The sequence below is a fragment of the Halanaerobium saccharolyticum subsp. saccharolyticum DSM 6643 genome (assembly GCF_000350165.1).
GTDB classification, from domain to species: domain Bacteria; phylum Bacillota; class Halanaerobiia; order Halanaerobiales; family Halanaerobiaceae; genus Halanaerobium; species Halanaerobium saccharolyticum.
Window position 1 is genome coordinate 160,426 of sequence record NZ_CAUI01000015.1, and the last position, 19,356, is coordinate 179,781.

A 19,356-nucleotide genomic window follows, 5' to 3' on the forward strand; every position below is an offset into this window, starting at 1 on the left:
ATATAATTCTAAAAAAATAGCAAAATTCCTTTATTATTTTTTGAGATAAATTATCTATTTATTTTTTTCCCTTAAAGCAAATGAAATATTTTGGTAATCAGCATTTTTGAATTTTTCAATCAAAAATACTATTGACTCAAAATTAGTCTGTTTATCTGCATAAATTTTAAGCTTTTTATCTTTAGCAGCAGATATATCGACTAACAAAGTTTCAATTTCATCTCTGCTGTATTGTTTTTCCTTATAATATATCTGATTATCTTTATCTAGAAAAATGTTTATCATTTCTACATTTTTAGTTTCTCCTATAGAGCTGTCAGGTACTGTGATATTATATAGAGCTTCTTCTCCCTGCAGAGTTGAAGAAACTAAAAAGAAAATCAAAAGTAAAAATACAATATCAATCATCGGCGCTAAATTTAAAGTGGAGCTCTTTTTCTTAGGCTGATAACTCATTCTTTTTCAGCTCCTTATTATGAGACTCTTGCTGGGATACCTGATTAGACTCCTTGATTTCTTTTTTAAAAAGCATACTCTCGCTTTCTAATTTTAAATTGTTCATCTGATTATGCAATTTTTCAATTTTGGCATAGAAATAATGATAAAATGCTGCAGCCGGCAGTGAGATAATAAGGCCAGCAGCTGTTGTAAATAAGGCTTCGGAAATACCAAGGGCCATCTGTTCTGGATTACCACCTAAACCTAGAACTTGAAAAGTTTTAATCATTCCACTAACTGTTCCCAAAAGTCCTAGAGTGGGTGCAACTTGGGCTATAAAATTTAAAAAGCCTAAATGTTTTTCAAGTTCTGGCAGCTGGTCAATTTCTTCTGCATCAAGATACAATTTAAATTCTTCTCTATTTTTAGGTTTTTTAATTAAGGTATTATAATATATTTTTGCTGCAATTCCTTTTTTCTCTTTTAAAATATTGCTTTTTATATTATTAGAATCAAATTCAGAAATTGCCTCTAAATATTCAGCTTTATTAATAGATCTGTAATTTAAGATAAAAACTATAGTTCTTTCAATAATTATAAACAGCATTAAAAATGCAGCTAAAAGCAGTGGATATGACACAATACCTGCTGTTTCAATAAATTCTGTAATCATCTGCTTTACCTCCTTTTAATTTAACATAAATTTGATTGGAAGATTAACTATTACTTCTATTTTTTTATTATCTTTTTCTGCAGCTTTAAATTCCCAATTTGAGACTGCTTTTAAAGCAGCCTGATCAAAAGAATCATAACCCGAACTTTCATTTATTTTTAAATCTTGTATTTTTCCTTCTCTATCTATTCTTAAAGTAACTATAACCTGTCCTTCTATATTTCTTTTTCTTAAATTTGAGGGGTAACTAGGTTGAGAATAGTTTTTAATTCCGGGCTTTTTAATTGAATCTGAACTGCCTTTTCTTAAATCATAAACTTTGTTTTCATGTTTATTTGGATTCTTTTCTCCATCAGAATTACCAGTCTCATTATTTTGCTCATTCTTATCAGCATTATTGTTTGCCTGATTTTTATCAATTTCACTTAAAGTACTGCTGTTATCAGCTTGAGTGGCTGAAGCTTCTTTTATTTCATTTGCTGTTTCAGATTTTTTTTCAATCCTTTCTTCTGCTTCTAAATCAGCTATAAAACTATCTAAATCAAATTTGTCTCTTTTATTGTTTTCTTTTGGCTCTTCAGGATTATCTTTTTTAGACTTATTATTAGTGTTCTGCATCCAGGCCGGTGGCTCATTTGCATCTTCTTTTTTAATTTTTTCTTTTTTATCATTTACTTTTGTTTTTTCTTTAGGCTCATTTTGAACTTCAATTTTTTCCTCTTTTACAGTTTCTTTTTCTAATTCTGTTTCTTCTATTAACTCAGTGTTTTCCTGTTGTTTATCAGGTTCTTCCTGCTTGTTTTCAGTTTTTTTAACTATTTTTTTCGGTGGATCCTTTTTTTCTATTATTTTATCTTCAACTATTTCATCTTCAACAAGCTGTTCCTTTTCTTCTTTAACTTCCTTTTTAACTTCTTCTTTTTTTTCAACTGAACTATTTTTATCTGCTTCCTCATTTGTTTCTGCTGGTGCTGGCCCGCTTTTAGTTTGAATTTCTTCTGTTTCTCCAGTCTGAGCCTCTTTTACTCCCAGATCATTAGAAGCAGATAATAATAGTTCTATTTCAACTTCTTCTCTTTCCTGAATTTTTATATCTTCTGCCAGAAGCTTTAAAGAACCAGCTTCCAGCAGTAAGATAAGGGATAATGATAAGAGGAAGGCTGTTAGATATATTATTAAGTTATGCTTCATTATCATCATCCTTTCTATAAGTTAATTTGTAGGTTGAACTAGAATTTAGTGCTTAAGTTGACCATGAAATTGCGGCCCGGCATTGGATAACCGTCAACTACTTCATAGTCTTTATCGAAGAGATTGTTGATTTCAAAAGCTAATTCTTTATTCTCATCTAAACTAGTTGATATTTTTAAATCAGATATAAAATAAGAGTCTACTTTTCCACCACCATAAGAATTGGTTTCATCAACATATCTGTTATTAAGCACAGATTTATAATTATCATTATTATATTTTATATTTAAAGCAATCTGATTATATGGCATATTTAATGATTGACCATCTACACTATCATCTCTGGCCTCTAAATAAGTGTAAGAAAAATCAATATTCCAATTATCATAAAGGTTTCTTGATGTTAATAACTCTATCCCCTTGATATCTGCTTCATCTATATTTTCCATTACATCTGTATCATTATTGTAAGTAATTAACTGCTCAAAATCTCTTTTAAAAAATGTAATTTCTCTTCTACAGATTGAATCTGAATATTTAAATCCAATATCAAAGGTCTTACCTTCTTCTACATTTAAATCTTCATTGCCACCAAAACCATATAAATCAAGAAAAGTTGGGGCTCTATAAGCTTCTCCATAATTAAAATTAAAATTCCAATTATCAGTTATTTCATAAATATAGCCAAATTTAGGGCTAAGATTAGATCCATATTTGTCATGATCATCATATCTAGCACCAAATACAAAAATATTATTATTTAATCTAAACTTATCCTGAATATATAAGGCCTTATTTAGATTATCATGTTTATTGTTAGTTAATAATTCATTATCTTCAACTTCATTTTCTATTATATCAAAACCATAATTAATTATGTGGTTATCGAAATGATAATTTGTTTCTTTATAGGTAAAACCTCTTTTTAAAATGTCTAAATTTGTTGTGTTATATCCAGTCAGGCTCCAAGTACTCCTAGTCTTATCATACATTTCTCGCTCATTATTATATACTAAAAAGGTTCTATCTATATTTTCTAAATTTTGATTTAAAGAAATCTTGATATTTTCATCCTGGTCATCACGAGATCCATAATCATCATTTGAATCTGAGCCAGGATAATTGGATTCAGTATTATTAAGTCTGTATGTAATATTAACATCAGACTCCTTACTTAAATCGTATTTATATTTTAAGAAAATATCGTTCCGATCCAATGATGATTTTTGATCAGGATCATCACGATGTTCATCACTAGTTAATTTGTCATATGAAAAAAGTAATGAAGATTTTTCAAAATTATAATTAGTTGTTAAACTATAATTTTGAGTATTAAAAGATCCTAATCCAAATTTAACTTCTGTCTGACTTTCTTCATCAGCATCTTTAGTTATAATGTTAATCACACCACCCATAGCATTTGCTCCATAAATTGATGATGAAGCAGACTTAGAGATTTCAATTCGTTTAATAATAGAAATAGGAATATCTTCTAACCTAATAATACCATCCTGAGGACTATTTAATGGCTGTCCATCTAATAAATATAATATTTGCTTTTGTCTTGCACCTCGAATTATTACATCTTTTTTCCCAGTTAAACCACTAAGATCTTTAATGTAAACTCCACCAGCACCTTGTAATAGCTCTGCTAAATTCTTAGCATTACTCTCTTCTATCTCCTCCTGATCAATAACTTCAATACTAACTGGGGTATCCATAATACTTTCCTCATAACGACTCGCGGTTACAACAACTTCATCCAAATCGATAACATTTTCCTGCGCACTTACTGGCACCGCAAAAATTAAAAGTGCTGTAAGCATAACTAAAACTGATTTCTTTAACATTAATAATTCCTCCTTAGTTTTTGTTTGCTCACAGCCACCCTAGACAAAATAAGGCTATAAAACATAAAAAGACACCCAGGTCTAAATTGAGGGTGTCTGTAGCTTCTTAAATAGCCCACAACCATTCCTGTCTCGAAGATGGCTGTTGTCTTTTCAGGCAGGTCTCCTGACTTTACAGCTCTACCGACTTACCTTCCCCATAATTATTTTTATGAGTGGTTTTAATCGGCCTACTGATTTACAGTGGCGGACCCGTTCAGGAATTTCACCTGATTCCCTATTATCTCCCATTTAAAGAAGCACCTAAAAAGAGAACATTATTTACTTTTCTATTATTACTATTCTCGTAATTTAGAAAAAATCCTTTAATTTATACTAAATAATATAAAATAATTTTTATTATTATATTTTAAAAAAACAATTAAGTTCCAACACTAACAGACTCTGGAAGTGTACTGCCTCCATCAATTACATTTTGAGTCCCTGTCATATAACTTGACTCATCGCTTCCTAAAAATGCAGCTAGCTCTCCCACTTCTTTGGGTTCGGCAAGTCTTTGCATTGGAATTGCTTTTGCCATTTCACTAAGAACTGACTCTGGATCTTCCGGATTTGACTCCTCAGCAATAGATTCTGCCATTGGAGTTCTAACATAGCCAGGACAAATTGCATTTACTCTAATATTATTCTGAGCATATTCAACCGCAAGTGATTTGGTTAGTCCGACTAAAGCAGATTTGCTCAATGCATAAGCAGTTTCTCCAGGATCTGCAACCATATCACCAGTAACAGAAGAAGTAATTACAATATTCCCATAGTCATTCTTTTTCATTTCTGGAAGAACTGCTTTTATGGTATTCCAAGCTCCTTTAATATTTACATCAATATGATAATCTCTATTTTTATCTGACATTTCTAAAAAATTATCTAATTTACACACACCTGCATTTGCTACTAAAACATGAATCGTTCCGAATCTTTCTATCCCCTTATTTACAGCACTTTTTAAATCTTCAAGACTTCGAACATCCGCAACTTCAGCTAAAACTTGATGTCCATCTTCTTTTAATTCTTCCGCAAAATTAACAATTTCTTCTGAAATATCAACTAAAATTAATTTTGCTCCATGTTCAGCATAGACTTCTGCAATTCCTTTACCAATTCCACTAGAAGCACCAGTAATTAAAGCAACTTTGTCAGTTAATTTAGCCATTTAAAACACTCCTTTTATAATATTGTGAATATTTATACTTAATTATAATATAATAAAGAAAATTGAATATGTCAAACCCAACTTAAAGTCAAGTAATCTTAAGTCTTCTGTTTAAACAATTAAATTAAAAAAATATAATAAAAAAGAAGGAATTTCTAAATATTTACATAATTATATATTATATCTAATAAAGGGGGTTTTTAAATGGCATTACATAATAAAATTGGAAAATTAGGAGAAGAAATTGCTGTGAGATATCTAAAAAAAGAAGGTTATTATATTGTGGAAAGGAATTATCGAAATAAATTTGGAGAAATTGATATAATTGCTGCTAAAAAAAGCTGTACAGTCTTTGTTGAAGTTAAAAGTAGAAGTTCAGAAAACTATCTTGAACTAGCAGAATCACTTTATCAAAACCAAATGCACCATATTAGAAGAGCTGCTATTTATTATTTTGCCGAAAAAAACATCCATTTTAACTCTATTCGTTTTGATTTAATCGCTCTAAAGATTGATCCTTCAGCCAGAAAAATAGATAAACTGAAACATTTTACAAACATAATTGACTAATTTTATTTTTCTTATTTTATTTTTAATTAGTTTATGTACTGAGTGGATTTACAATTATTCTTTTCGAAAGGAGAATCAGATGTATTCATATCTCTATTCAGCTGTTATTCATGGAGTCAAGGCAGAAATAGTTAGAGTTGAAGTTGATATTTCAAGAGGCTTACCAGGTTTCAATATAGTTGGCCTTGCAGGTAAAACTGTTCGAGAATCTGCAAAAAGAGTTAGGTCTGCTATTATAAATTCAGGTTTTGAATGGCCGGTTAAAAAGATAACAGTTAACCTTGCTCCAGGCAACATTAACAAATATGGATCTCACTTTGATCTTGCTATTGCAGCAGTTTTATTAGAATGTTCAGGTCAAATAAAAATTAAAAATAAAAACAAAAAGCTCTTTGCAGGTGAATTAAATTTAAACGGAAATATCAATCATGTCAAAGGCGTCTTGTCAATGCTTTTAGCTGCCAGAGAAAATAGTTTTAGGGAAGCAGTACTACCTGCTGATAATCAAAAAGAATCGTATTTAGTAAAAAATTTAAATTCCTATTTAATTAAACATCTCAGGGAAATTAATAATTTAGAAAGAAATGCAGAAAATATCCTGCCGACTCCAATACTTAAATCAAATTTTTCTTTAGATTATGCAGATATTTCTGAAATTAGAGGCCAAAAAAATGCTAAAAAAGCAATTATAACTGCTGCAGCTGGAGGTCATAATTTGCTCTTAATTGGTCCTCCAGGCTGTGGAAAAACTGTTTTAGCAGAATCAATAGTCAAGTTATTAGCTCCTTTAAATAAAAAAGAACTGCTCGAAACGGCTTCGATTTACAGTATTAACAATAATTTAGATGAGCTTAATTTAATTAAGAAATATCGACCTTTTGTAGCTCCCCATCATTCTATTACTGCTGCTGCTTTAATTGGTGGTGGTCATATACCTGTTCCTGGAGAGATTTCATTAGCTCATAATGGAGTCTTATTTTTAGATGAACTGCCAGAATTTAAAAATAGTGTGCTGGCCAATTTAAGAGAGCCACTGGAGAAAAAAAGAATTAAAATTGTTCGACAACAGGGAAGTTTTTATTTTCCTGCCAACTTTCAATTTATTGCCGCAATGAATCCCTGCCCCTGTGGTTTTGCAGGAGTAAAGGACAGAGTATGCAAGTGTTCAGATAGAGATATTGTTAGGTATCAACAAAAATTATCAGGTCCGTTAAAAGATAGAATTGATTTGCAGATTGAGGTTTTACCTTTAAAAAAGGATGAAATACTAGTTAATAAATCAAAAAATAAATCTAATAATTATAGCGAAAAAATAGAAATAGCCCGCAAAATGCAGGCTAAAAGATATCTAAATACAAATTTAAAAAACAATTCTGAACTACAGTTAAAAGACATAGAGAAATACTGTCCGTTTGATAAAAAAAGTAAAGATATACTAAATCAAGCCTATGAACGTCTTAAATTAAGTGTTCGAGGCTATATTAGATTAATGAGAGTAGCCAGAACTATTGCTGATTTAAATAATAATTATCAAATAAAAGAATCAGACTTAATTGAAGCTGTTGATTTTCGCTGGTATGCAGAAAAATCAGAAATGCTTCTTTAAATACTTAATTAAGGGAACTCCAAGTATCAATACAACAGCAGCCTCACTTAAACCAATTTGAATAACATTTAGCCAATAGGGAAGTCCAAATAATGTATGTAAATAAATACTGATCAAAAATGCATTAAATAAAATTGGACTTAAATAAGCAAAAATATTATCTCTATTTTTATAAGTAACATAAGCAGCTAGAAGAGTAACTAAACTTCCCCCCACTATATCTATCATTCCTAAACCACCAATCACATTAGCCAGTAAAACACCTAAAAACAAAGCTGGTACTGCTTCTGGAAAAATAATTGGTAAAACTGTTAAAGCTTCTGCTGCTCTAAATTGAATTGGGCCAAAACTTACCGGCGCCAAAAAATATGTTATCACAACATATAAAGCAGTGATTGCTGCTCCACGAGCAATTGTTTTTGTATTCATTTTCTTATCTCCTTTCATAAGAGCTTATATTTACTCTGGAACTCTGCCAAATGATTTGCGGTGGATTGGAGATGAACCATACTTTTCCAAAGCTGCAATATGTTCAGCAGTCCCATAACCTTTATTTGATTTAAAACTATATTCATGGTATTTTTTTGCATATTCAAAAATAATATCATCTCTTGTTACTTTAGCAATTATCGAAGCGGCAGCAATTGCATTAACATCAGCATCTCCATCAATTATTGTTTTTTGTTCAATAGTCAAATTAGGAATTGCTGCATTTCCATCAACTAATAAAATATCCGGATTATTATTTAATTTAGGCAGCAGATCTTTAACTGCTCTTTTCATAGCAACAAAAGTTGCTTCTCTAATATTATATTTATCAATTTCACTGCTGTTTGCTTTCCCAATTCCAAACTTTGCCTTGGCTTTAATTTCTTTAAATAATTCTTCTCTTTTTTTTCGAGAAAGCTTTTTGGAATCATCTAATCCATAAATTTTGTGATCCGGATCTAGAATTACTGCTGCAGCAACCACAGGTCCGGCAAGCGGACCTCGGCCAGCTTCATCAATACCAACTATTAACTGATGCCCCTGAGCAAATAATTCAGCTTCTATTTCATTCATCTGTTTCCATTTAGTAATAATAGCTTCTTTTTTGGAAATCTTCCGCTGCAGTTTAGCTGCAATCTTTTTAACACCTTTACGCGAATCTTCATTTAAAAATTTAATTATTTCCGGAAGCTGCTCATCAACTTCTAATTTAGAAGCAAAAACTTTTATTTCTTTGATTGTAAAATCTTTTAAATTTTCCAGTTTTTTTAAATTGTCTAATTTAAAATCTTGATCACTCTTCATCATCAATTTCCACCTTTAATTCAGCTGATTCGGATGGTTTTTCGAGAGTAATCCTTCCTAATTTTCCATCCCGAAAATCATTGACAACTACCCTAGCAGCACGATTACGATCAACTTTACCACCTGTCATTAAACAGCCTCTTTTACGTCCTATATCAGCTAAAATATCATAAGCTAGTGGTTCTAAATAATCAAGCTCATAAGCATCTAATAGAATATCTTCATTGATCTCAATTATAAAATCAATTAATTTATAAGCAGCAAGTTCTGCATCAAAAATATCATTGTCAACTGCACCAGTTAAGGCTAATTTATAGGCTTTATCTTCATCAGAAAACTTAGGCCATAAAATACCAGGTGTATCAAGCAACCTAATTTTTTTGCTGACATTAACCCACTGTCTACCTTTAGTAACCCCAGGCTTGTTACCAATTGTAGTGATTTTTGAACCAGCCAACAAATTAATCAGAGCAGATTTCCCTACATTGGGAATCCCAATAATCATTGCCCTCAGGCGACGAGGGTTTCTACCCTTTTGCGCCAGTTTAGAAGCAATTTGATCATAAGTGTTATTTAAAATACTCTTTAGCTCACTTACTCCTTCTCCAGTTAATGAGTTAAGTAAAACTGCATCTTCATCAGTTTCTTTTTCAAAATAGTTTATCCATTTTTTGTTATATTCTGAGTCAGCTAAATCTTTTTTATTCAAAACAGTTACTTTCGACTGCTCATTAATTAACTTTCTTAAATCAGGATTTAAACTGCTTAAAGGTACTCTAGCATCAGCTACCTCAATTACTATATCTACTAATTTTAAGTCATCTTTCAATATTCTCTTTGCTTTGGCCATATGGCCAGGATACCACTGTATCATATTAAAACTCCTCAAAAAAATAATAAAATTTTGTTGTTCAAATTAAACTTTTAGATATTGAAAAAAGGTGGAGAAGTTCCCCACCTTAGTCTCAAATAATTACTTTCTTTCTTCTCTTTTCTCTTTAATTCTAGAAGCCTTACCTCTTCTATCCCGTAGATAGTAAAGACGAGATCTTCTAACATCACCACGGCGAACCACAGTAATAGTATCTAGCTTAGAAGTATGTAGTGGGAAAGTTCTTTCCACACCAACACCGTGTGCAATTTTACGAATAGTGAAAGTCTCGCTCAGACCACCACCATTTCTTCTAATAACAACACCTTTGAATGGCTGTAATCTTTCTTTTCCACCCTCAGAGATTAATACTTTAAGATCTAATGTATCTCCAACAGCAAATTCGGGAATATCATCACGAATTTGTTCTTTTTCTATTTCATTGATAATGTTCATCTATAAACCTCCTCTCAAAAAATGATTAAATTTATGCTTCCCACCAGGGATCAGATAATAAGCGATCCATAATTATTGAAGCAGCACTTCTAACTGAAAGGTGATTAAAATCTCCTCTACCCCAAATAGGATAAAGCATATAATCACAATCAGCAATCATTTCTTTAGTTAATCCATAACCAGTTCCATAAATTATTAAAAACGGACGCTCAATTTTCTGTAACTCCTTACGCATATCTATATAAGATATAGTATTGGGATATTCGCGAGCATCAGTAGCAATTAATAAAGGCTCTTGACCAGTTTCTTTTTTTATTTCAGCTTTAACTTCTTCTAATTCAGAAGCAATTTCCAAAACAGAAAAAGCCTGATGTCGATTATATACATAATCAGCACCTCTGCCGCCGGTCCAATAGTCCTTAACTCTTTCTACTAATTCCTGCTGTGATTTTAGATTGTTTATTATATAGTATTTTTTGATATCGTATGTTTTTGCAGCTCTTGAAATATCATGTAAGTCATAATTTGTTACAGTTGTTGTTATAACTTCATCCAGTTTATTATAAATAGGATTATGAACTAAACCAAGATAGACATCAGCCTCAATTTTACTCATCAACTTCACCCTTTAGTTCCAGCTTAATTTCTTTAAGTAATTCTTTTTCTTGATCACTAAGTTTTTTATCTTCCAGCAGATCTTTTCTTCTCAAAAGAGTTCTTTTTAAAGATTCTTTTTTTCGCCAGCGTTCAATCAACTGATGATTACCACTAACTAATACATCAGGAACTTTAAGACCGTTAAATTCTCGTGGTCTTGTATAATGAGGATGTTCTAAAAGTCCATTATAAAATGAATCCTTTTTAGAAGAATCTTCATCACCTAAAACATCACTTAAAAGTCTAGATATTGAATCAACAAGCACCATTGCTGGTAATTCTCCACCGGTAAGTACATAATCACCAATCGAGATTTCTTGATCAACAATAGTATCTCTAACTCTCTCATCAACACCTTCATAACGGCCACAGATTATCGTTAACCCCTCTTCGTTACTTAGATCTTTAACTAAATCTTGAGTCAGTTCTTTACCTTGAGGACTCATTAAAATAGTTTTTGACTTAACTCCCCTTTTATTTTGAGTATCCTGCCAGGCTTTAAAGATTGGTTCTGCCTTCATCACCATTCCAGCTCCTCCACCATATGGTGGTTCATCTGTAGTATGATGTTTATCTTCAGCAAAATCGCGGATATTAATTGTTTTAATATCTATTAAATCTTTTTCTCTGGCTCTTTTTAAAATACTTTCACTAAAAGGTCCCACAAACATTTCGGGGAAAAGAGTTAAAATATCAAAAAACATAAATTCAGCTCCTAAAGATCTAAGATTCCTGGAATTGGATCAACAATAATTTTCTTATTTTCAAGATCAATCTCTAAAATCATTTCACGACTGGCGGGCAGCATATATTCTTTTTCCTGGCCCTTGACCAGAAAAATATCTGCACCTAAAGTATCTACAACATCTATTAAATTACCTAAATATTTGCCAGATTTTAAATAAACCTCACAGTCTATTAAGTCAGTTACATAATAGTTGTCTTCTGGAAGTAAATATTTTTCAGACTCATCAATTAAGACTTGATAATTTTTGAGTTTTTCTGCTTCATCAATCGAATCCACATCAAAAAACTTAATTATCACAAATTGTTTATGAAAACGAATATAATCTATTTCCAGTTCTTTAAGCTCATCTCCTCTTTTTAGATAAACAAAATCTAAATCAAGAAAACGCTCAGGAATATCAGTTGTAGCTTTGACGCGAACTTCACCTTTATTTCCCTGAAAACGAGTTATTATCCCAATCTCTAAATAATTATCACTCAATTATTTCACCAGCCTGAAAAATTATTTGATATCAACTTTTACATTTGTTCCTTCTTTTGCCGCTGCAGCATTAACTACGGTTCTAATTGCCTTCGCAATTCGTCCTCTCTTACCGATGACCTTACCCATATCTTCATCTGCAACAGAAAGTTCTACAGTGATAGAATTATTTTCTTCAATTCTATTTACCGAAACTTCTGAAGGATCATCTACAATTGATTCGGCAATAAATTGTATTAGTTCTTCCATGGAGAAAACCTCCTTTTAATTACTCATTACCGTGATACTTTGCCATAACACCTGACTTCTTTAATAAAGTCTTAACTGTATCTGAAGGCTTTGCACCATTATTTAACCACTTGAGTGCTTTTTCTTCATCAATGTTATAAGTCTCAGGTTCAGTTGTAGGATCAAAGAAACCTAATTCCTCAACGAAATATCCCTGAGGAGCTCTCTTGGAATCAGATACAATAATTCTGTATGATGCATTACGCTTACTACCAATTCTTTTTAAACGAATCTTAACCATCTATCAAACACCTCCCCTCATTCGCACATTATGTGCAAATTTACATTAGGGCCAAAAGCCCATCACAAAATTTTATTGATAATTTATATATTAATTGAAAAATGGTAGATTAAGTCCTCCACCTTTTTTCATTTTTCCATTGTTTAATTGTTTCATCATCTTTTTAATCTGTCTAAACTGTTTTAAAAGTCTGTTCACTTCCTGAATACTGGTTCCACTACCCTGAGCAATTCTTTTACGGCGAGAACCATTAATTATTTCAGGATCTCTTCGTTCTTCTGGAGTCATTGATGAAATAATAGCTTCAATATAATCAAGTTGTTTATCATCAACCTGCATATTTTTTAGCTGTTTGGCTCCACCCATTCCTGGTATCATACCAAGAATTTCATCCATCGGACCCATATTTCTAACCTGCTCCATCTGTTCCATAAAATCTTCTAAAGTAAATTCATTTTTTCGAAGCTTTTCTTCTAAGGCTTGAGCTTTTTCTTTATCAATACTTTTTTCTGCTTTTTCAATTAAACTTAAAACATCACCCATACCCAGGATTCGAGAAGACATTCTATCTGGATGAAAAGCTTCTAAATCAGCTAGTTTTTCACCAGTACCAGCAAATTTAATTGGTTTACCTGTGATCGCCTTTATTGATAAGGCAGCACCACCACGAGCGTCACCATCCATCTTAGTTAAAACAATACCATCAATATCAAGGCGCTGATCAAAGTTTTCAGCAACATTTACAGCATCCTGACCTGTCATTGCATCAACAACTAAAAGAATCTCATCTGGTTCAACTGTTCCTTTAATATTTTCTAATTCTTCCATCATTTCCTGATCAATATGCAGTCGACCTGCTGTATCAAGAATAATAGTGTCACAGTTATGAGAAGCAGCATAATTAATACTTCCCTTAGCTATATCAACAGGATTACTATCTTCTCCCATTGAAAATACTGGCAGTTCTAATCTTTCACCTAAAACCTGCAGCTGTCTAATTGCAGCTGGACGGTAAACATCTGCTGCAACTAAAAGTGGATTTTTACCATCTTTAGATAACTTGCGGGCCAGTTTACCTGCACTGGTAGTTTTACCTGAACCCTGCAGACCAACCATCATGATAATTGTCGGCGGCTCAGGCGAAACAGCAATATCTTCTTTGCTGCCACCCATCAAATCCTGCATTTCTTCATTTACTATTTTAATAACCTGTTGGCCGGGAGTTAAACTATCCATAACTTCCTTACCGACAGCTCTTTCTTCAATTTTAGAAATAAAGTCTTTTACAACTTTATAGTTAACATCAGCTTCTAAAAGAGCCATTTTAACTTCTTTTAAAGCTGCTTTGACATCTTTTTCTGACAGTTTACCTTTACCCTTTAACTTATCAAAGGTATCCTGCAGTTTCTCAGCCAGACTGGAAAAAATCATAATATACCCCCTCTAGAGGATCGATTTAATCGATTCTAGTTTTTTGCGCAAATCTTGATTCTGGTCTTCAGCTAATATACCTTTAGCAGTCATCATATCTTCTAAATCATTTATATTTTTTCTGATTCTATTATACTTTTTCAATAATCCCAACTTTGCCTCATAGTCTTCTAAATTTTCCTCACTTCTATGTAAATGATCATAAACACCCTGTCGACTAATACCGATATTGTCAGCTATTTCCGAAAGGGATAAATCATTATAGAAGTAACTATTAATAATATTTTGCTGCTTTTCTGTCAGCAGCGACCCATAAAAATCAAATAACATTGTTATTTTAATTGTTTTCTTTAGCAATAAAATCACCTGTAAAGTTAATTTACTTAACACAGATGATAGTATATGATATTTTGGAGCTTTTGTCAAGCTAAAATTTCAAAACATCCTTAAATTTTTAATCAGTTAAGATTGAGCCCTGATAAATATAATATCTTTCCAAATTAACTTTTAAAAAGAACTAAAATTCATAAACAAATTAAACTGCTTTACCCTCCTGATCAGTGCCTCCTGCACTGCAGTCAGCTGTAAACATCGTGTTTACAGAAGCAGTTTAATTATGTTTACTCATTAAGTTCTATTAGAAATAGCTAATAAGTCAGATCTATTATATTTATCAGGACTCAATCTTTTCCATATCAATAAAACAAGATCAAGTTTTGAAATTTTAAGCTTGCAAAACTCTCTTTATTAATATCTAGATTAACAAAAAATCTGCAGCTAGCCTAACCAACGACTAAATTATTCTTCGCTGCTAAAAAGTGCTTCAATAAATTCGTCTGGATCAAAGTTTTGTAAGTCTTCTGCTGCTTCGCCAACACCAATTAATTTTATCGGAATCTGTAGTTCATTTTTAACAGCAATTACAATACCACCTTTGGCAGTACCATCCAGTTTAGTTAGAGCAACCCCATCAACATCTACTGCTTCATTGAAAAGTTTCGCCTGAGAAATTGCATTTTGACCTGTTGTAGCATCTAAAACTAAAAGTACCTCTACTTCTGCATTTATCTCCCCTGCTTCTCTATCAATTACTCTTTTTACTTTTTTTAGTTCTTCCATTAGGTTTGTCTGAGTATGCAGACGACCAGCAGTATCTACAATTAAAAGATCAACATCTTTGGCTCTAGCTGATTGAACTGCATCGTATGCTACTGCTGCTGCATCTGAACCTTCCTGCTGCGCAATAACATTAACTCCCAGACGGTCTCCCCAAATCTGCAGCTGCTCAATGGCTCCCGCTCTGAAAGTATCACCAGCTGCCAGCATAACTTTCTTACCCTGTTCTTTGTAACGGCCAGCAATTTTAGCAATTGTAGTTGTTTTTCCAGCTCCATTAACACCTACAACCATGATAATATTAAGTTCTTTATCAAAGTTAAAACCACCTTCATCATTCTGCAGCATGCTTTTCAATTCTTTCTGAAAATATCCCATTAATTCTTCTGGTTCATTGATCTCTTCTTCCTTAACATCTTCTTTTAATTTTTCAATTAAAGCAAAAGTAGTTTTAACACCAACATCTGCCTGGATTAATACTTCTTCTAATTCTTCAAATAATTCATCATCAATATTACTTCTGCCGGTAAAAATATTAGTTACCCTATTTACAAAACCTTCTTTTGTTTTTTTGAGTCCATCTTTTAATCTCTGTAAAAATCCCACTTATAAAGCCTCCTTGATATAATTATCATTAAATTCTTCCGCCTGATCCAATTTTAAAGATACTAAACGTGATACACCTGATTTTTCCATAGTTACACCATATAACGAATCAACCTCTGTCATCATATAACGGCGGTGAGTTATAATAATAAACTGAGCTACTTTTGCATATTTTTTAATAAAACTGGCAAATCGAACAATATTAACATCATCCAGGGGCGCATCAATTTCATCTAAGACATAAAAAGGACTGGGCTTAACCTGAATGAAAGCAAAAATTAAGGCAATTGCTGTTAAAGCTCTCTCACCACCAGAAAGCAGTGATAGACTTTTTAAACTTTTACCAGGAGGTTGAGCATGAATTTCTACACCGGTGGTTAAAAGTTCTTCCGGATCTGTTAATTCCAGTTCAGCCTTTCCTCCCTGAAATAAAGATTTAAAAACTTTAGAAAACTCTTCTTTGACCTGATAAAAAGTTTTAGCAAACATTTTTTCCATTGACTCTTCTATATCAGAAATTACTAATTCAATTGAATTTCTGGCATGTTTTAAATCATCCTGCTGCTCATGTAAATAATCTAATCTATCCTTTAACTCAGCAAATTCTTCCACAGCTGCCTCATTAATCGGATGTAATTTTTCCATTTTATTTTTTAATTCCTTAATTTTTGTTTCAACTTCAGCTTCTTCCTCATCGCTGATTTCTATTAAATTATTTTCATCAATTTGAGCTGGCTCTAGATTATAATCTTCCAGCAATATGGAGTTAATATTCGTCAATTTATCATCCAACTTTGTATATTTTAAATCAAGCTGATGAAAGTTATCTTTAATTTTATTTAGCTCCTGCTGTAGTTCTTTTGATTCTTTTTCTTTTAGCTCAACTTCTTTTTCTAAATCTTTAACTTTTAAAGTTAGTTCTTCTTTTTTTTGCTTTAGATCTTGACCTTCGGCTGCAAGTTCTTTTTTCTTCTGCTGCAGTTTAACTTTACGATCAGCTATTTTTTCTAAATCGCTTTGTATCTCTTCTATCTCTTTTTTGCGAGTATTAATTTCTTTATTTTTTAATTCTAAAATTCTTTTTTTCTCGCTTAATTTTTCCTGCGCATTATTCCTTTTTTCAGAAATTCTAGCTCCATCTAATTCTAGTTCTTTTAATTGAGGTTCAATTTCTGCTAAATTTTCTTCTTTAATATTTAAAGCTGCCCGCAGATCATTGATTTCAATATTTAAATTTTCGATTTCAGCCTTTAAGTCTTTAATTTTTTCTTCTTTAGCAGCAATTGTATTTTGATTATCTTTTAAATTATTGTCCAAGTCAGAAAAACTATCCTGTCTTTTACCTTTATCCTCTTTTAATTCATTTAAATTTTCTTCAATCCTATTTTTACGATAAATTATATTATTCTCATCCATTTTTAAGGACTGAAGTTCAGATTTTAAAGTTTCTAATTTATCCTGTTTTTGATCAAGTTCTTTTTTATCATTTTCTAATTTTTTAACAAGTGATTTACCTTTTTGCTGCAATTTTTTCTTCTTCTTTTTGAGCTCTTCTATTTTACGACTGCGTCCAATTAAGTCACGGCTGTTGCTGGAGCTGCTGCCGCCAGAGATTGCTCCACCTGGATAAACAACATCTCCTTCTGCAGTAACAATCCTAAAACTTCTTTTAATATTTTTAGCTATCTTAACTGCATGGTCGAGAGTGTCACTAACTACAATCTGTCCCAAAAGAAAATTAAATATATTTTCTAAACGCTCTGGAAAATCAACTAAGTCAACAGCCAGACCGATAAAGCCTTCCTGTTCAGCTAATTTATTCAAATAGCGATCACCAAGCCGAGAACCATTAACCATATTTAAGGGCAAAAAGGTAGCACGACCTCTGTTGTTTTTCTTTAAATACTGCACGGCATTACGAGCAGTCTGATCATCTTCGACAATGATATTCTGCATCTTGGCCCCTAAGGCAGTTTCTATTGCCTGCTCATATTCAGCTTTTACAGAGACTATTTCTGCAACTACGTCAATTAAACCGCTAAACTGATCTCTTTTTTCTAAAATACTGCGCACACCATTATAATAACCTTCATAACTGTCCTGCATTTCTTCCATCAACTGCAGGCGAGAATTATAATGCTGAAAATCTTCTTTGCATTTTAAAAGCTCATCTTTACCATTTTCTAAAGCTTTTGTGTCATTTTTTATTGTTTGAGTTAGTTTGTTTAATGATTTTTCTGTTCTTTCAATTTCTTTTCTAATAGCAGATAGTTCGTCTCTTATGTGATCTGCTTTAGCTTTTTTATTCTCTATTTTTGAATCAATTTCAGCTTGAGATTCTGATATTTCCTGAAGTCGATCATTAGAAATATCAACTCTTTCTTTTAACCTCTCAAGGGCTGAATTTTCAGTTTGGATTTCTTCTTTTTTAATCTTGATCTTATTTTCTTTAGTTTCGATTTGACGCTTAATCTTATCTATTTTTTCTCTACTGCTATTTATTTTATTTTTTAAATTATTAATTTCTTTTTTTACATTTTCTTGATCAGAGTTAATGATTTCAAAATTTTCTTTAGCTTTTTTAACTTCTTTTTCCTGCAGTTTACGCTCTTTTTTTAGTTTAGTAATTTTATGCTTTAAATTTTCTTTATTTTCTATGTAATTGTTTTTTCTTTCTTCCATTACATTTAAATTATTATTAATCTCATTTACTTTATTTTGATTCTGAAAATACTCATTACTAACTTCTTCTTTTTCATTTTTTAAGTCTTTCAATTTATCTTTAGAATTATCAAGTTTATATGATAAAGCATTATATCTGCTTTCTTTTTCAGTTAATTTTTTCTGAGAAGTTTCTCTTTTTTGACTAATCTTTTCAAATTCTTTTGAATGTTCTTTCCACTGCTTATTTAACAAACTAATTTCTAAATCTGAAAGTTCATCTTTGTATCCCTTATATTTTTTTGCTTTTTCTGCTGCTTTTTCTAAGGGGTCATGTCTTTTTTCTAATTCATCTACTATATCATGAATTCGATTTAAATCAGTGTTTGTATTTTCCAGCCTTTTTTCTGCCTCTTCTTTACGAGATTTATGTTTCATAATCCCGGCAGCCTCTTCAAAAAAGAGTCGCATCTTATCCGGCTTAGATTTAATTATAGAGTCAATTCTTCCCTGACCAACTATTGAATAACCATCACTTCCAAGACCACTGTCCATTAAAAGCATCTCAATATCTTTTAGACGGCAGGAAGCACCATTAATTAAATAGTCACTGCGTCCATCATCCTCTACCTGGCGCCCTAAAGTTAATTCCTTGCCTTCAACCGGCAAATCCCCATTTGAATTATCAAAAAACAAAGTTACACTGGCCTTATTTTTGGAATTTAATTCTTCACTTCCAGAAAATATAATATCTGACATTCTGCTGCCGCGAAGATTTTTGGCACTCTGTTCACCTAAAACCCAACGAATAGCATCAACAATATTGCTCTTACCACTGCCATTTGGACCTACTACAGCAGTAATATTTTCTTCAATTTCTATATCTGTTTTATTGGCAAAAGATTTAAAACCTTTCAACCTAATTTTTTTTAAAAAAATATTAACCACCAACCTCACACTTTAGACT

At 31.8% G+C, this 19,356-nt stretch carries 20 protein-coding genes and 1 riboswitch; of the genes, 2 read left to right on the forward strand and 18 right to left on the reverse strand.

The window, feature by feature from the left end; all coding sequences use genetic code 11:
* Positions 1 to 54: 54 nt before the first annotated feature.
* The 5 genes from HSACCH_RS06045 to ucpA all read right to left on the reverse strand — a co-directional run bounded on the left by HSACCH_RS06045 (position 55) and on the right by ucpA (position 5,365).
* Entirely contained in the window at positions 55 to 456 is a 402-nt protein-coding gene (locus HSACCH_RS06045) for an ExbD/TolR family protein (RefSeq protein ID WP_005488615.1), read from the reverse strand.
* Positions 440 to 1,111: a MotA/TolQ/ExbB proton channel family protein gene (locus HSACCH_RS06050; RefSeq protein ID WP_005488616.1), complete on the reverse strand. Its 672-nt coding sequence runs from the start codon at positions 1,109 to 1,111 to the stop codon at positions 440 to 442. The genes HSACCH_RS06045 and HSACCH_RS06050 overlap by 17 nt, the downstream gene beginning before the upstream one ends.
* A gap of 15 nt (positions 1,112 to 1,126) precedes the next feature.
* Positions 1,127 to 2,302, reverse strand: a complete 1,176-nt coding sequence (locus tag HSACCH_RS06055) for an energy transducer TonB (protein ID WP_005488617.1) — start codon at positions 2,300 to 2,302, stop codon at positions 1,127 to 1,129.
* 38 nt (positions 2,303 to 2,340) lie between these two features.
* Positions 2,341 to 4,152, reverse strand: coding sequence for a TonB-dependent receptor plug domain-containing protein (locus HSACCH_RS06060; protein WP_005488618.1), 1,812 nt, complete (start codon positions 4,150 to 4,152; stop codon positions 2,341 to 2,343).
* A 139-nt stretch (positions 4,153 to 4,291) separates the two neighbouring features.
* Positions 4,292 to 4,474, reverse strand: a riboswitch (cobalamin riboswitch).
* Between the two features lie 99 nt (positions 4,475 to 4,573).
* Positions 4,574 to 5,365 carry an SDR family oxidoreductase UcpA gene (ucpA, locus tag HSACCH_RS06065; protein WP_005488619.1) on the reverse strand — a complete coding sequence of 264 codons (792 nt, stop codon included), beginning with the start codon at positions 5,363 to 5,365 and terminating at the stop codon, positions 4,574 to 4,576.
* A 204-nt stretch (positions 5,366 to 5,569) separates the two neighbouring features.
* Between ucpA and HSACCH_RS06070 the strand changes: the two genes are divergently transcribed.
* Together HSACCH_RS06070 and HSACCH_RS06075 are read left to right on the forward strand one after the other, a co-directional pair.
* Positions 5,570 to 5,935 (forward strand): YraN family protein, encoded by a 366-nt coding sequence (locus HSACCH_RS06070; RefSeq protein WP_005488620.1) that lies wholly within the window; start codon positions 5,570 to 5,572, stop codon positions 5,933 to 5,935.
* 79 nt (positions 5,936 to 6,014) lie between these two features.
* Positions 6,015 to 7,541: a YifB family Mg chelatase-like AAA ATPase gene (locus tag HSACCH_RS06075; protein WP_005488621.1), complete on the forward strand. Its 1,527-nt coding sequence runs from the start codon at positions 6,015 to 6,017 to the stop codon at positions 7,539 to 7,541.
* On the opposite strand, the gene HSACCH_RS06080 is transcribed toward HSACCH_RS06075, so the two are convergent.
* The 13 genes from HSACCH_RS06080 to smc form a co-directional block, all read right to left on the reverse strand.
* The gene (locus HSACCH_RS06080) at positions 7,524 to 7,970 is read right to left on the reverse strand and encodes a QueT transporter family protein (RefSeq protein ID WP_005488622.1); all 447 of its coding nucleotides are present in this window, start codon (positions 7,968 to 7,970) and stop codon (positions 7,524 to 7,526) included. The genes HSACCH_RS06075 and HSACCH_RS06080 overlap by 18 nt on opposite strands.
* 30 nt (positions 7,971 to 8,000) lie before the next feature.
* On the reverse strand, positions 8,001 to 8,834 hold the full coding sequence (locus HSACCH_RS06085) for a ribonuclease HII (RefSeq protein ID WP_005488623.1): 834 nt from the start codon (positions 8,832 to 8,834) through the stop codon (positions 8,001 to 8,003).
* On the reverse strand, positions 8,824 to 9,708 hold the full coding sequence (ylqF, locus tag HSACCH_RS06090; RefSeq protein WP_005488624.1) for a ribosome biogenesis GTPase YlqF: 885 nt from the start codon (positions 9,706 to 9,708) through the stop codon (positions 8,824 to 8,826). Before ylqF ends, HSACCH_RS06085 begins: the two co-directional genes overlap by 11 nt.
* A gap of 99 nt (positions 9,709 to 9,807) precedes the next feature.
* Positions 9,808 to 10,161 (reverse strand): 50S ribosomal protein L19, encoded by a 354-nt coding sequence (gene rplS, locus HSACCH_RS06095; RefSeq protein WP_005488625.1) that lies wholly within the window; start codon positions 10,159 to 10,161, stop codon positions 9,808 to 9,810.
* 31 nt (positions 10,162 to 10,192) lie between these two features.
* Positions 10,193 to 10,777: an RNA methyltransferase gene (locus HSACCH_RS06100; protein WP_005488626.1), complete on the reverse strand. Its 585-nt coding sequence runs from the start codon at positions 10,775 to 10,777 to the stop codon at positions 10,193 to 10,195.
* The gene (gene trmD, locus HSACCH_RS06105) at positions 10,770 to 11,522 is read right to left on the reverse strand and encodes a tRNA (guanosine(37)-N1)-methyltransferase TrmD (RefSeq protein WP_005488627.1); all 753 of its coding nucleotides are present in this window, start codon (positions 11,520 to 11,522) and stop codon (positions 10,770 to 10,772) included. The genes HSACCH_RS06100 and trmD overlap by 8 nt, the downstream gene beginning before the upstream one ends.
* An 11-nt stretch (positions 11,523 to 11,533) precedes the next feature.
* Positions 11,534 to 12,046, reverse strand: a complete 513-nt coding sequence (gene rimM / locus HSACCH_RS06110; protein ID WP_005488628.1) for a ribosome maturation factor RimM — start codon at positions 12,044 to 12,046, stop codon at positions 11,534 to 11,536.
* A gap of 21 nt (positions 12,047 to 12,067) precedes the next feature.
* On the reverse strand, positions 12,068 to 12,295 hold the full coding sequence (locus tag HSACCH_RS06115; protein WP_005488629.1) for a KH domain-containing protein: 228 nt from the start codon (positions 12,293 to 12,295) through the stop codon (positions 12,068 to 12,070).
* Between the two features lie 19 nt (positions 12,296 to 12,314).
* Complete coding sequence (rpsP, locus tag HSACCH_RS06120) at positions 12,315 to 12,575, reverse strand: 30S ribosomal protein S16 (RefSeq protein WP_005488630.1); 261 nt, start codon at positions 12,573 to 12,575, stop codon at positions 12,315 to 12,317.
* Positions 12,576 to 12,665: 90 nt separating this feature from the next.
* On the reverse strand, positions 12,666 to 14,006 hold the full coding sequence (gene ffh / locus HSACCH_RS06125; protein WP_005488631.1) for a signal recognition particle protein: 1,341 nt from the start codon (positions 14,004 to 14,006) through the stop codon (positions 12,666 to 12,668).
* A gap of 12 nt (positions 14,007 to 14,018) precedes the next feature.
* On the reverse strand, positions 14,019 to 14,363 hold the full coding sequence (gene ylxM, locus HSACCH_RS06130) for a YlxM family DNA-binding protein (protein ID WP_005488632.1): 345 nt from the start codon (positions 14,361 to 14,363) through the stop codon (positions 14,019 to 14,021).
* Between the two features lie 441 nt (positions 14,364 to 14,804).
* Entirely contained in the window at positions 14,805 to 15,728 is a 924-nt protein-coding gene (ftsY, locus tag HSACCH_RS06135) for a signal recognition particle-docking protein FtsY (RefSeq protein ID WP_005488633.1), read from the reverse strand.
* Entirely contained in the window at positions 15,729 to 19,346 is a 3,618-nt protein-coding gene (gene smc, locus HSACCH_RS06140; protein ID WP_152415992.1) for a chromosome segregation protein SMC, read from the reverse strand. It abuts the gene before it with no gap.
* Positions 19,347 to 19,356: the final 10 nt, after the last annotated feature.

What these genes read in the sequence shown, in the direction of transcription:
- HSACCH_RS06045 (WP_005488615.1), bottom strand. Translation starts at nt 456, where the DNA reads ATGAGTTATCAGCCTAAGAAAAAGAGCTCCACTTTAAATTTAGCGCCG.
- HSACCH_RS06050 (WP_005488616.1), bottom strand. Translation starts at nt 1,111, where the DNA reads ATGATTACAGAATTTATTGAAACAGCAGGTATTGTGTCATATCCACTG.
- HSACCH_RS06055 (WP_005488617.1), bottom strand. Translation starts at nt 2,302, where the DNA reads ATGAAGCATAACTTAATAATATATCTAACAGCCTTCCTCTTATCATTA.
- HSACCH_RS06060 (WP_005488618.1), bottom strand. Translation starts at nt 4,152, where the DNA reads ATGTTAAAGAAATCAGTTTTAGTTATGCTTACAGCACTTTTAATTTTT.
- ucpA (WP_005488619.1), bottom strand. Translation starts at nt 5,365, where the DNA reads ATGGCTAAATTAACTGACAAAGTTGCTTTAATTACTGGTGCTTCTAGT.
- HSACCH_RS06070 (WP_005488620.1), top strand. Translation starts at nt 5,570, where the DNA reads ATGGCATTACATAATAAAATTGGAAAATTAGGAGAAGAAATTGCTGTG.
- HSACCH_RS06075 (WP_005488621.1), top strand. Translation starts at nt 6,015, where the DNA reads ATGTATTCATATCTCTATTCAGCTGTTATTCATGGAGTCAAGGCAGAA.
- HSACCH_RS06080 (WP_005488622.1), bottom strand. Translation starts at nt 7,970, where the DNA reads ATGAATACAAAAACAATTGCTCGTGGAGCAGCAATCACTGCTTTATAT.
- HSACCH_RS06085 (WP_005488623.1), bottom strand. Translation starts at nt 8,834, where the DNA reads ATGAAGAGTGATCAAGATTTTAAATTAGACAATTTAAAAAAACTGGAA.
- ylqF (WP_005488624.1), bottom strand. Translation starts at nt 9,708, where the DNA reads ATGATACAGTGGTATCCTGGCCATATGGCCAAAGCAAAGAGAATATTG.
- rplS (WP_005488625.1), bottom strand. Translation starts at nt 10,161, where the DNA reads ATGAACATTATCAATGAAATAGAAAAAGAACAAATTCGTGATGATATT.
- HSACCH_RS06100 (WP_005488626.1), bottom strand. Translation starts at nt 10,777, where the DNA reads ATGAGTAAAATTGAGGCTGATGTCTATCTTGGTTTAGTTCATAATCCT.
- trmD (WP_005488627.1), bottom strand. Translation starts at nt 11,522, where the DNA reads ATGTTTTTTGATATTTTAACTCTTTTCCCCGAAATGTTTGTGGGACCT.
- HSACCH_RS06115 (WP_005488629.1), bottom strand. Translation starts at nt 12,295, where the DNA reads ATGGAAGAACTAATACAATTTATTGCCGAATCAATTGTAGATGATCCT.
- rpsP (WP_005488630.1), bottom strand. Translation starts at nt 12,575, where the DNA reads ATGGTTAAGATTCGTTTAAAAAGAATTGGTAGTAAGCGTAATGCATCA.
- ffh (WP_005488631.1), bottom strand. Translation starts at nt 14,006, where the DNA reads ATGATTTTTTCCAGTCTGGCTGAGAAACTGCAGGATACCTTTGATAAG.